The organism is Pseudoalteromonas sp. NC201 (assembly GCF_002850255.1).
Lineage (GTDB): Bacteria > Pseudomonadota > Gammaproteobacteria > Enterobacterales > Alteromonadaceae > Pseudoalteromonas.
On record NZ_CP022522.1, the window covers coordinates 622,213 to 634,987 of the forward strand.

Annotated in this window: 13 protein-coding genes and 1 pseudogene; all 14 read left to right on the top strand. The window is 40.0% G+C overall.

The window, feature by feature from the left end; all coding sequences use genetic code 11:
- Positions 1 to 261: 261 nt before the first annotated feature.
- Positions 262 to 2,079 (top strand): hypothetical protein, encoded by a 1,818-nt coding sequence (locus PNC201_RS02670; RefSeq protein ID WP_102056085.1) that lies wholly within the window; start codon positions 262 to 264, stop codon positions 2,077 to 2,079.
- Positions 2,080 to 2,144: 65 nt separating this feature from the next.
- Entirely contained in the window at positions 2,145 to 2,861 is a 717-nt protein-coding gene (locus tag PNC201_RS02675) for a thioredoxin domain-containing protein (protein WP_010605786.1), read from the top strand.
- 65 nt (positions 2,862 to 2,926) lie between these two features.
- The gene (gene gspG, locus PNC201_RS02680) at positions 2,927 to 3,337 is read left to right on the top strand and encodes a type II secretion system major pseudopilin GspG (RefSeq protein WP_010605785.1); all 411 of its coding nucleotides are present in this window, start codon (positions 2,927 to 2,929) and stop codon (positions 3,335 to 3,337) included.
- A complete protein-coding gene (locus PNC201_RS02685; RefSeq protein ID WP_102056086.1) occupies positions 3,318 to 4,982 on the top strand; it encodes a GspE/PulE family protein in 1,665 nt (554 codons plus the stop codon). Before gspG ends, PNC201_RS02685 begins: the two co-directional genes overlap by 20 nt.
- Positions 4,979 to 6,169, top strand: a complete 1,191-nt coding sequence (locus PNC201_RS02690) for a type II secretion system F family protein (RefSeq protein ID WP_010605783.1) — start codon at positions 4,979 to 4,981, stop codon at positions 6,167 to 6,169. Before PNC201_RS02685 ends, PNC201_RS02690 begins: the two co-directional genes overlap by 4 nt.
- 19 nt (positions 6,170 to 6,188) lie before the next feature.
- Positions 6,189 to 6,623 (top strand): pilus assembly FimT family protein, encoded by a 435-nt coding sequence (locus tag PNC201_RS02695; protein WP_158299098.1) that lies wholly within the window; start codon positions 6,189 to 6,191, stop codon positions 6,621 to 6,623.
- A complete protein-coding gene (locus tag PNC201_RS02700; protein WP_102056088.1) occupies positions 6,610 to 7,014 on the top strand; it encodes a prepilin-type N-terminal cleavage/methylation domain-containing protein in 405 nt (134 codons plus the stop codon). The genes PNC201_RS02695 and PNC201_RS02700 overlap by 14 nt, the downstream gene beginning before the upstream one ends.
- Positions 6,995 to 7,057 (top strand): annotated as a pseudogene (locus PNC201_RS23705) (type II secretion system protein); the annotation flags it as partial. The gene PNC201_RS02700 and the pseudogene PNC201_RS23705, both read left to right, overlap by 20 nt.
- Positions 7,058 to 7,696 carry a hypothetical protein gene (locus PNC201_RS02705; protein WP_233525204.1) on the top strand — a complete coding sequence of 213 codons (639 nt, stop codon included), beginning with the start codon at positions 7,058 to 7,060 and terminating at the stop codon, positions 7,694 to 7,696.
- On the top strand, positions 7,680 to 8,519 hold the full coding sequence (locus tag PNC201_RS02710) for a type II secretion system protein GspK (protein ID WP_102056089.1): 840 nt from the start codon (positions 7,680 to 7,682) through the stop codon (positions 8,517 to 8,519). The genes PNC201_RS02705 and PNC201_RS02710 overlap by 17 nt, the downstream gene beginning before the upstream one ends.
- A 2-nt stretch (positions 8,520 to 8,521) precedes the next feature.
- On the top strand, positions 8,522 to 9,478 hold the full coding sequence (locus PNC201_RS02715) for a hypothetical protein (RefSeq protein WP_102056090.1): 957 nt from the start codon (positions 8,522 to 8,524) through the stop codon (positions 9,476 to 9,478).
- Positions 9,479 to 9,537: 59 nt separating this feature from the next.
- The gene (locus PNC201_RS02720) at positions 9,538 to 10,017 is read left to right on the top strand and encodes a hypothetical protein (RefSeq protein ID WP_158299099.1); all 480 of its coding nucleotides are present in this window, start codon (positions 9,538 to 9,540) and stop codon (positions 10,015 to 10,017) included.
- A complete protein-coding gene (locus tag PNC201_RS02725) occupies positions 10,014 to 10,493 on the top strand; it encodes a hypothetical protein (RefSeq protein WP_010605776.1) in 480 nt (159 codons plus the stop codon). The genes PNC201_RS02720 and PNC201_RS02725 overlap by 4 nt, the downstream gene beginning before the upstream one ends.
- A 1-nt stretch (position 10,494) precedes the next feature.
- Positions 10,495 to 12,492 (top strand): secretin N-terminal domain-containing protein, encoded by a 1,998-nt coding sequence (locus tag PNC201_RS02730; protein ID WP_010605775.1) that lies wholly within the window; start codon positions 10,495 to 10,497, stop codon positions 12,490 to 12,492.
- The last annotated feature ends 283 nt before the right edge of the window (positions 12,493 to 12,775 follow it).

Genomic DNA, 12,775 nt, shown 5'->3' on the forward strand with positions numbered 1-12,775 from the left:
AAGTTCACAAAATGAACAGTTTGTGGTTGATTGCAATTTATTGTGAGAAATTATTAACTTTGTAGAAATTTTAATTTATGATGGGGCTTGAATTAAATGTTAGTTCTTATCATAATGGTAGAGCCTAGATTTGATGCTACATGTTTGTGCAGTATCGGTCGGGCCCTTTAACTTATTTAACGTTTTGCTATACTCTGGTGTCCAGAGTGTGTAAATATTAACTGAAAACATAAAGTGTCCACCGGATACATGGAGATAAAAATGAAGCGTTTTAATAAAGTCGCTTTAGTTCCTGCTGCAGTTGCTGCTGTATTAGCAGGTAACGCTTACGCAGGTACAGAAGCTTGTTTCGAAATTTACGACACAACTGATGCTGCAGCTGTAGACCACATCAAAGCATTTGAAACACGTTATACTGGCGCAACTTGTATTGTAGAAAGCAAGCGTGGCGGTGCATCTGCTTCTGACCTTGAGCCAACAAAAGAATCAAAGGTAGCTTACGAGCTAACTGGTGATTTAGCGCTAGACTTTGACAATGTAAACTTATCAGCTGCTCCTGCTACTGAAAGAGACATTCAAATTGTTTACGTACCAACAACAAACATCCCTTCAAGTTCTAGATTAGTATTTAAACTAGATGGTGCGATTTTCCACGGTAACGCGAACAAAATCCACCTAGTTAAAGATAAAGACGGTGAAGCTGATGCTACTGGTGCTGATGACGGTTTCGAAGCGGTAGCGGATGCGGATGGCGTTTTTGACGGTTCTAACACGCTTACTTTCCTAACTAAAGACATCGAAATTCGCGCAGGAACCCGTTTAGTACTTTCTAGATCAGAAAATGCTGATACTACAACTGCAGCTACTCTAAAGCCTATCAGCATTAAGATTGAAAATGATGTATGTACATCAACAACTTCAACTAAATCTGTTACGCTTAAAGTAACTAGCGCAACTACTGATGGCGGTGGTTCAATCACTGGTGCAACGTCTGTTGCTCATAAGCTAGTTGATATTTCACCTCAGTTCTATGCACTACAAGATAGTGAGTCAACTGAAGTTAAAGTTAACGCTGAAAGTGAAGACTACGCAAACCAAGCTATCGTAGCTCGTACAGAGTTTGTTTACGAAAAAGGTACTTCAACTGTAAACAAGACACAAGCAATCTACCCAGCAGGTTTCTATGACCGCGCAACTCTGCTTGACCGTGCAATCACTCTTTCAACAGATGATCACCTAGAAACTAGCTTTGTTTCAAGTGGTGCTCCTGGCGCAAGTGTACAGTATGGTATCTACGATACTCGCACTGCAGCATCAGGTGTAGTTACTTCAGTAGCTGATGAAATCGCTGTAGAAACAGGCACTGCAAAAGGTGTTATCACTGTAGGTGATGCAACTAAGAAAGTGTATGATACTGAAGCTACAGACTTGTTTGTTAACGGTGCAGAAGCTAACCCTGCAGCTGCTACGGACCCACGTTTTGGCGCTCAATACAACCAAGCGTTCTACACAGTTGAAACTAAAGACTCAACTAAGATCATGAACTTCAACTATGAAGTTACTACTAACTACAAGCTTAACTTTGCTGATGACAAGTATCTTGATCACTGTGATATGAAGCCTGTTACTCACAAAGTTGGTGTAAATGGTGCGGTTCTTAAAGTTCCTTACACTGTTAACGCAGAAGGTAACTTTGTACGTGTAACTAACGAGCACGACAAATCAGCTGAAGTAACTGTTGACGTATTTGGTGAGTCTGCTGACGGTACTGAAGGTAAGCGCAGAGTACTAGCAGTTGACCTAGGTATGGTTCCTGCTCAGTCTTCAGTTGTTTACTTCGTTCCAGACGTAATCGCTCAAGCGGAAACGCAAAAAGGTTACACTGGTGCTGACGGTGGTTACGCTGCTAAGTCTCTAGGTGACAATGCATCTAACGCTGTATCAAGCAACGCTCGTCACACGCTAACATTCACTGTTACAGCTCCTAGAGATTCTGTACACGGTGTATCTGTACAGCGTATCACTGGCGGTGTTGACCGTGTAATGCCAGTTCTTGACCAAAACGAGTGGTCACAATAATTTAAACTAATTTAGTTTACTAAAAACCCTCGCGAATGCGGGGGTTTTTTTTTAAGGTTGAAGTAATGAAGAAGTTAATTTTACCAACATTTTTTATGGCTCTGGCAGGCTGCCAACCAGCGGATAATAGCGCTGAGCTGAGGCAAGAAATTGAAAAGCTAAAATCAAATCAGCAACAAATTGCTGTGCGTATTGGTATGGCCGAATTGGTTAAGCCTGACACTTTAGTTGTAGCAGAAGATGCAAAATGGATTGGTAATAAAGACGCAAATATTGTGGTAATGGAGTATACCGACTTACACTGTCCTTTCTGTAAAAAGTATCAACAGAATGTATGGCCTGAATTTAAAGAAACATTTGTAGATAGTGGTAAAGTGGCCTACGTTGCGCGGGAATTCCCATTAGCACAGATCCACCCTAACGCTCCATTTGCTGCTGTGGCACTCAAATGTGCAGATAAGCAAGGTCAATATGAAGAAGTAAAGAACTACTTATTCGAACTAGGCAATGACCTATCTAACGATACAACTGCAGAAATGGCAGAAAAGTTTGGTTTAGATAAAGAAAAGCTGGACGCATGCGTAGTTGATAAAGAAGTACATGCAGCAATTGATACTTCTTTACAAGAAGCTGCATTGTTAGGTTTAAAATCAACACCAACCTTTGTTATTGGTAAACAAGTAGACGGTAAAATTGAAGATTATCGAATTGTGGTTGGTGCTGGCGAAATTACAAAATTAAGCAGTGTGATCGACACTTTAAGCTCAGCAAAGCTGGACTAAAAAAATCACTATGGTAGATTGTGCGGGGGCTAATTGCCCCTGTTGTTATTTCTGGAGAATGCAAAGTGACTAATAAAAGTAAGGCCATTAAAGGCTTCACCCTAGTTGAATTGTTAATTGTAATGGTTATCCTCGGATTGCTGGCCTCAGTGATCGCGCCAAGGATGTTTAGTAAAGTAGATTCAGCTCGTGAGGCAAGTGCCAGAGCGCAGATGCAAGTATTATCCACCGCATTGGACGCATATAGACTCGATCTTGGCTACTATCCAAATAGTTTGGACGATCTCGTTCAAAGTGATTTACCTCAGTGGGACGGCCCTTACTTCTCTAAAGCTATTCCCAAAGATCCATGGAATAATGCCTATTTATACGAACGCAAAGCAAATGAGCAAGGCAGAGAAGATTTTCAGCTAAAAAGCTTAGGTCGTGATGGCAAGTTGGGCGGTGAAGGTGAAGATGCAGACGTGGAACTCTAAGGTTAAGTCTTGGGTAGAAAATAATGTTATCTTAGAGCCTGGAAGACTAGAACAGGCTGAACGATTTTTAATCGACACCGATGATAAGTTAGATACATTGTTGATTAACTCTGGATGGCTAGATGAAGAAAAAATTCCAAACCTTTATGCATCTTTGCTAGGTTGTAAAGTGTGGCAGGGGATCCCTGAGTACTCAGATGATGCACTAGCGGCATTAGAATCAATCAATGTTGAGTTTTTGTTGAATAATGACTTTATACCTTTAAATGCAAGTCAAAAATGTATAGAGGTTGGCTTTAGCAATCCACATTGTCCGCATGTCATCGACTATTTAAGATTACTAAATGCCGAAGTGGTTTTTTATGTGCTATCGAGCAAAGAGATTGAACTGCTCAAAGAGCATTGTAAAACGTTTATCTTTAAGCATGAAGTGACACCAGTAAATGCTGAAAACCTTAACGCGCTTAAAGAGCTTGCATTAGGCGCTCCTACTGTCAACTTGGTAAACAGTCTAATCAATAAAGGCGTTAGGCTTGGTGCATCGGATTTACATATTGAACCTGTCGATGGTCGATATCGAGCACGTTACAGAATTGACGGTATTTTAAAAGAAGCAGAACCGATCCCTAATAGCTTACAGCTTGCAGTTGTATCTAGGATAAAGATATTGTCGGGTATGGATATTGCTGAGAAGCGAAGACCACAAGACGGAAAGATTGCAATGAAGGCGGGGGCGACAGATTTAGATATCCGCTGTTCAACACTTCCTCTAGGGGAAGGCGAAAGTATAGTAATGCGGTTTTTGATTAAAAGTGCTGTACGCTTCAATTTGTCAAATCTAGGATATTCTGAAGATTTGATTGAAAAGATCAATGCTGATATCAAGAAGACGTCAGGAGTGATACTTATGACCGGTCCTACCGGTTCTGGTAAAACAACCTCTCTATACTCATTCCTAAGTCAGATAAATAGTCCTGATGTTAAAATTGTCACATTAGAGGATCCAATCGAATATCAGCTTCCCGGTGTTAATCAAGTTCAAGTCAATGCAGAGATTGGCTATGACTTCTCGACGGGTCTACGTAGTATTGTTCGTCAAGATCCAGACGTTATCATGGTTGGTGAAATACGGGACAATGAAACAGCAAAAATTGCGCTACAATCAGCTCTGACTGGTCACTTAGTATTTAGTACTGTGCATACCAACGACGCTCCGTCAGCCTACACGCGGTTGCTAGATTTAGGGATCCAAGAATATCTTTTAAATGCAGGCCTTGTTTCTATTATGGCGCAGCGTTTAGCGAGAAAGCTTTGCGAGCATTGTAAAGAACCTCTGTCTGCGCAAGAGTCTGAGTTTTTAGTATCAAAATATGGCTTAGATAAGTTAGGCGAGAAATCCATTTCTTTATTTAAACCGTCGGCTTGCTCCCATTGCGAGCAAACAGGTTATCAAGGGCGAGTAGCCTTTTTGGAGTATTTACCCTGCGATAGTGACGTAAAGAGAATGGCAAAAGATGAAAAGCTTTTAGACAACTTATATGAACTGATGAAACAAAAACATCTAAGAACGTTAAAGGAAGACGGCTTTCTCAAAGCAATCCAAGGGATCACGACAATTGATGAAGTGTTAAGGGTGGCTGGGTGAGTAAGTCCTTCAAATATAAAGTTGTTAATGAGTCAGGTATGGTGGAACAGGGTGAAGTCCATGCCACCAGTTTAGCTTCGGCGCAAGCTAAATTGGAAGAAGACTTTAAACTTGTGTTATCAGTAAAAGAAAATAGTACGCTTTTTGAACGTAACCGAGTCAGCTTGAAAGAACTTGAAGAAGCGACTAGTCAGCTTGCGACACTGTTACATAATGGCCTACGAATTGATAAAGCGATAGCCGTACTTGCTCAAGCAAGCAGTAGCTCAGCGATAGGGGGAGTTTGGCGTCAGGTATTATCTGATTTGAAGCATGGCGGTTCTCTTAGTGATTCGCTAGCAGATAAGCCTAATGTTTTTCCTAAGCTATTCGTTGAAATGACAAAGATTGGTGAAAGTACTGGAACACTACCCTTAGTATTTGAAAGATTGAGCCAGAATTTACGCTTTCAATATGAACTTAAAAGCAAGGTAATGCAGGCTGCTACCTATCCAATTTTTATTTTGATTGTTTGTATTTTAGCTATTTGGGGCATTTTTACTTTTGTAGTACCAAGTATGTCAGCAATGTTTGAAGGGGTGGATCAAGTTCCTGAGTACACTCAATTGCTGTTAAATATGTCGAGCTGGGTTATTCAATATCAAGGCGTTATATTTGTTGCACTCATTGGTATTCCAATCGGAGTTGCATTAGCCCTGCAAAAACATCAACTGAGAACTAAGCTACTAAACTTCTTAAGTGGTTTCCCGATAGCTAAAAGTCTAATTACGTTTTCAGATCGAATTAGATTTTCTACTGCCTTGCAGCTTACGTTGGAAAGTGGCGTTAGCCTTTCGTCCAGCCTTGAATTAGCAAGTGAGACAGTTATCAACCCTCAATTGAGCGATAAGTTGAAGAAAACAAAAGTCGAGGTTTCCAGTGGTGAAAGTATTTCTGGAGCGGTAGCTAAGCTGAAGCTTTTCGATGAAATTTCGCTTTCTCTGATCACTGTTGGTGAGGAGAGCGGCAATTTAGAAATGTCGTTTTCAGAAATATCACGGAGAAGTCGACAGTCTTTCGAGCAATGGTTAATGAAATTTACAGCGCTATTGGAGCCGCTTTTAATATTGATAATGGGTGGCATTGTTGGCTCAGTCGTTATCGTTATGTTATTAAGTATTGTGTCTATGAACGATGTCTCTTTCTAATAAAAAAGGTTTTACCTTGGTGGAGCTTTTGATTGTGCTTGCGCTTGTAGGGCTTGCAAGCTCCATTGTGTTGCCAAATCTATGGGGACAGTTAGATAAAATAAGATACTTGGCAGAGAAACGGCAAGTAACGGCTTTGCTTGAGTATGCGAGACTATACGCCTTTTACAACAACCAGAGTCTGTTGATTTCAAGCCAAGAGACTTCGTTAACCATTACCTTGCCTAAGCTTGAAACATCAGAGGTGAGCTCGGGTGAAGATGACAAGCCATCTAGCCTCGAGGACGATATTGACTCTGAAGTACCAAGTAGTCAGAGTGTTCGAATTGTAAAACAGGTGCACTTCAAACATGTAAAACTCAATGAAAAGGACTTTGAAATATCTCCTCTTTCCTATATCGCATTTAGCCATAGCAGCTTGGAACTAATAAAAGGGTCAAATGGTGAAAGCTAATAAAGGTATGACTCTAATTGAAGTTCTGATTGCGTCCATTTTACTATTCATCGCTATTACGAGCTTAACCTATGTTATGCGATCGTATTTCCTTTTTGAGAGTCGTCTGGATAGGAATCTTGTTCGCGCCAAAGTGGTTGAGCTAGCTTTGGACGAAATACAATACCAATATCAATATTTAAGCAAAAACAAAGGGGAGCTTGTTGTTGATGGTATGGTTTTCAACTGGGGAGTTGAAGTTTTAGAAAAGAAGAAAGCGCAGCGTGTGATTTCAGATGAGAATGGGCAGTCCTCCGAAGTGGGTGAAATCGTCCTGTATGAGGCCACGGTTTATGATGCTCTAGATGAATATGAGGTTGCGAAGTTTAAAGATGTATTTTGGCAATTTTAAACCAAAGCAAACAGCTTTCACGTTAGTTGAAGTACTTGTTGCGATGACTATTTTTAGTATTGTCATTGCTATATCCGTTTCTTCTTATCGGTTTGCGCTACAACAAATGGGTAAGAAGGTCGACAAGGCAGAGGTTCGAGCTTTAGCTTCTTTAAAAGTGTTGAGGCAGCAAATGAAAGGAGTGAAACCTTACTTCGTTAGCGTTTATGATAAGCCTAGCGATATGCCGTTTTTTGTGGGCAGTCAAAAAGAAATTACTTTTATTACCGAAGCTTCATTGCTCACAAAGTCCCCTCTTTCCATCGTTAGTTTGTTCTCTACGGATCAAGGGATAAGCTATTGCGAGTTGCCATTCGGCAGCGTAGGACTGCCGGATTATAGACAAGGGAATGATCGGTGCGAAAACCCTACTGTACTCTTTGAAGGGGAGAATGTACGTTTTCGCTATTTTGGTTGGAAAGACCAGTTTGAGTTTTATAACTACTTTTCTGAATATTTTGCACCTCCAACAAAACCTAAGCCAACATGGTATAGCAATTATGATGGAAGGGAGCGAGGGATAACTCCGATTTTTATTGAAATATTGTTTGATACAAACAACGGTGAAAGTGAGTCTTTTAAAGTACGACTACCAGAGTTTAACTACCTAGAGCGGAATACTCAAAATGCATTTGAAGGCTAAAAATGACGGTGCGGCACTGCTAATCGTTCTTATGATTTCAGCCTGCCTAGCAGCTATTATGATGTTTTTTTCTACTCAAGGGCAGTTAACCAATAATTATACTGAGATTTTGAAAAATAGAAGCAATGTTGAACTTGAGGTACACTCCATCCAGTCCGAGTTAGTATTTGAATTAATTACAACACCACTGAGTGTACTTGGGCCAACGAGTAGTTCGGGTGAGCAATTTACTGATAGTACATTTTTCGACAATATCAACGGTAAACCCTTTAAATATCGAGATTACGACATTGTAGTACAGGATCTGTTCGGTGTAGTTTCATTAATGCCATTTGATGAAAAGCGATTTCGGCAGCTTATTTTACGTGAAACAACGCCTGAAAATTTGCAAACTATTATGGACAGGCTTGACGATTGGCAGGATAAGGATGATTTAGTGAGGTTAGAGGGAGCTGAAAAGGGTGACTACGAGCAACCATTTCTGCCAGCAAACAAAACAATTCAAAGCAAGCAAGAATTACGTTATATCTTAGGTGATGAGTCGCTTTTTGAAAAAGTTGCAGGCAATCTTGTGATGTATGGTTCGCCGTACCTTGTTCGACAATTTGCACCAAGCAATTTATACTCCGTGCTTGGCTTTTCCAACAATAGCGACACCTCAGGCAGCGCAGAAAGTGGAAATGAGAGGGTATACCCTAGTGGTCGTTTTAAGATAAAAATTTTGTCTAGAACCAATTCAAATTATGCCAAGCAATTTGTTTTTTACAGAGGGGTTGGCTCGATACGCCCTTACTTTATTAGTAATGAGAAGTTAGTTTTTTAAATATGCATGAGAATCTGAAAAAGCTAGGCTCAGTCAACGCGTTACTGTGGTTGAAGTACACCATCAATGCGGCTGGAGAGTTGGAATCTACAGAACGAAAAAAGCCCTCGTTTGCGTTAGGGACAGCATGTGTTGTTGCTCGGCAGCAGCTTTGGGTAATTGAAAGAACATATGCGCTTAAGCTGCTTCCGGAATTAAAGAACCTTATCAACGCAGAGAAAGCGACTAAATTACCGCTGAAAGGTGAGGTATTTTGGCAATTTCGTCTGCTTAGTGACGCCAAAAAATTCAAGCTCACTTTTTTTGTCTTGCCGTCAGCGGCCAAAGAGCAAATTCCTGATGACTGTTTATATATTATACCTGAGCATGATCGGGTGGAAGATGAGTCGCCATTTGCACTCTTAAGTACTGAAGGAAGCACTCAAACTGAATTATTAAAGACTGCGGACACCCTATCTTATACTGACCTATTCAGTTTACGAACAAAAACTCAGGTCAGTAAAGCAACACAAAAAATGAGTAATAAAACGTTGGGGATTGCGCTGTCAGCGCTCGCAGGGGCCGCTCTGTTGTCTACTTCTCTCTATACTGAATACAAATTATCGACACTACAAGCACTGAAGTTAGCGAATGAACCAGTGGTTGATGAGGCATTATTAAAACGAAAGACCTTGGATGGTCGAGGGGCGCAAATTGAAGGATTAACAGTGTTTTTTGCAGAAAACCCGAATGTATTGAATAAGTTAGCTTTAATTGATACTGGGGATATAGAGGTGATGTACGATCAAGTTGTTATTATTCCAACAGGCGCACAGCTCCGAGGAAGGACTGCGAATGCCACTGCTTTGCTACAAAAGTATAGTGAAGCGGAACATGTATCAGAAGCAAAGTTTACTAGGGCGTTAATCAAACATAACTCAGGTAAAGAAATATTCTCAATACAGGTAGATTGGAAATGAGTGCGCAGTTAACACCAAAAGCAAAGTTAGGCTTAGTAGCGATCATAGGGATCCTTGTGTTGGAATTTTTTGTCTTTCCTTGGTGGGATTGGGTAGCTGATAAAAGAAGAGAAATTGATAGCCTTAATCAATTAATAAGCAAACAACAGAAGGTAATAACGTCCGTTGATCTATTAGACGAGAAACAAAAGCGCTTTGAAGCTGAACTGCAAACATTTGCCAACCTTCCCCGTTTGAAAAAAGACGATAATGTGAGCTTGATTTGGTTAAAAGCAATTGATGATGCAACTGCGGAACTCGAAATAGAAGTTAATAATAAATCTCCAAAGCGAGCGGTAAAAATAAATGATGGTTACTCAGCTTTTACAGGAAATTTGCACGTAGAAGGGCCGCTTAATCAGATCATTGCGCTGCTAGATAGTTTAGAAAACATAGAAAAAGGAAAAAAGGTGAGACAGGTATCTTTTTTCCAAGAAATTGCTAATCAAGGATTTGCAACGGCAAACATTGAATTTGTGCAGGTGTATTCAACATTATGAGAAACTTAGCCATTTTTTTTACGGCGTTAATTTTTGCCTGTTATTTGTTTATATCGTACATCATAAGCCTTCAAAGCTCGTATGAAGAGGTTAATTTAAACAACGAACTTGACCAAAACCAGAAAGCAAAAGTGACGTTTGAGAAGTTTGAACCAAAACGTTTCGCAGATTTTTTTAATGTTGAATACAAAAAAATCGAAAAAGTACAAAGTAATGAAAAGAAAGTCACAGAGGTAAAGGTTTCACCTATCGCAATATATGTAACCGGTGGAAAATCTCAGGCGCTGCTTAGGGTCACGGGTGACAATATTAATGAGATAAAACCAGTCTCAATTGGTGAATCATTTTTCCATTATACAGTTAATGATATTATTGCAGGTTCAGTTATTATATCTGATGGTAATAATATCAGCATTGAAATGTATAAAAGTGTTCTATTAGAGGTTGAAGTATCCCCACAAGCTGGAGACGTTTAAAGTGGTATTTTCAAAAATAAATCATAACGCCTTATTTTTTAGCGTGTTGTTGGTTTCCGGCTGTGCAGCCAACAACCCAAAGTTAAACAAGGAATTAAAAGTTACCCCTTCAATTATTAGCAGTGAGCGCGCTGCAATTGAAAGTGAAAATCTTGAAGAAAGCGGGAGTAAATCCGAACGCGTTTACAGTGAAACTGACATTAGTGACTGGGGCGGTGTATCGGCAGTAAATCAAGATTCTATTGATGTGCCTGCGTTAGAAGGGCCAAGTGTATCATTTGCCGCGGATGAACTGCCAATAAAAGAGTTTTCTAATCGTGCATTTCAAGAAATTTTGGGTATCAATTATGTACTATCTGCTGAATTAGCTGCATCTAGTAAAAAGCTGACATTAAATTTCTCTGAAGAAATTCCGCGTCCTGAGTTTTACCAGGCTGTTATTAAAACAATGCAAGAAAGTGGAATTAGCGCGTACTACAAAGACAAAATTATCTACCTTACTTTAGCGCAGGGTAGGGACAAGAAAAACACAATTTCTGTTGGTATAGGTAAAGCTGTAGAAGATGTTCCTGATGTTGGAGGAGCTATCACTCAAATAGTTCCATTTGTATATAGCAGCAGTAGAAATTTAACTAGCATTTTAGATAAGTTATCGACAGCGACGGTAACCGTTTATGGAGCTCAAAAGTTACTTATATTAGAGGGCGAGAAGAGTGAAATAATTAGAGCGGTTAACCTGATTAATATGCTTGATGTCCCAAGAGCATACGGAAGAGAAATCAGATTATTTGAGTTTGCCCACATTGCACCTGACGATGGTGTTAAGAAAATTAGAGAGCTGTTAACTGAAGATGGATTAGCTATGGGCTCTAGCGGCGATGTTTCCTTTGTTACCATTCCACGTATCAACTCTGTTGTTGTTTATGCCAGCAGTGCGGAAATTGTGGATAGAATGAGCTTCTGGGCACAAAAAATAGATGTGCCAATAGCTGGAGATGAGCGCCAATATTTTGTGTTTAAGCCGCTATATGCAAAAGCAGAAGATATGAAAACGGCATTAGCCCCATTATTGCAGAATTTCCAATCAGATAAAAACGGTGAGAGCAGCTCAGCTCAAGGCGGATCAACCCCTGATGGAAAGCTAAGCTTCTCTTTGAATAAGCAACAAAACTCATTGATATTCTATGCGACAAAAGACGAGTACCGCTTGGTCGAATCTCTACTTGAAAAGATGGATTCTTTACCGGGCCAGGTAATCCTTGATGTCACTATTTTAGAAGTCACATTGACAGACTCAGCAGCCACTGGAGTTGAATGGGCGTATAACAGCAAGGGGATGAAGAAACCTGGAAGTAGTTTTACCCTGAGTAGTGCTGAAGGTGCTATTGCTGGTACGGTAATATCAGGCAACTGGAAAGCTGAACCTCAATGGAAAGATAAGAGCGAAGATATTCGAGTATTATCGAGACCATATTTTATTGTCAGAGATGGCGAATCTGCAACAATCAACTCTGGGCTGCAGGTACCAATTATTACCCAAACGGTAGAAGATATAGGTAATAATAACTCGGTATCAAATTCCGTACAGTATCGTTCTACAGGGATTAGTGTAAGTATATCGCCAACGATTAACTCACAAGGAGTTATCTCGTTATCCGTTTCTATGTCAAATAGTAATGCAGAATCGAATGAGTTAGGTGGTTCAAATTCACCGGTGATTACAAACCGTTCAATTAGCACCGAAATATTATCGAGTGATGGGCAGACGGTTGCATTAGGGGGGCTTATCCAAGAGTCTAAAAATGATCAGGACAATAGCGTCCCCTTACTTTCAGAATTGCCATTACTAGGTAATCTATTTAAAAGTAAGTCTGACTCTGTAACCAAAACAGAGTTAATCATGTTGATAACAACCAAGATTGTAAAAGAGTCTACCGAAGTGGATGACTTCACAAATGCACTGTCAGAGCTTTACAGTACACCTATAACGATTAATTAGGTCGGGTTGAAGCGCTGCTCACTAAAGGTGAACAGCGCTTTTGAGTTGGTTCAGAGTTTTGTACCAGCCTAGTAATAATTGGCTCATCCTGAAACTAATTTGATTTATTGAATTACTTGAAGATCTAAACGATCTTACTATCCTCAAATTTCTGCTTTTTGAATCACACAAGCAAAAAAATTGCAATTCAAGTGTAAAAAATGAAACCAAAATCAACCATGCACACTCCACAAAAGCACCTGTTTTAAATCAAGCTGATTGATATTGTTTCACCGCGTTATGG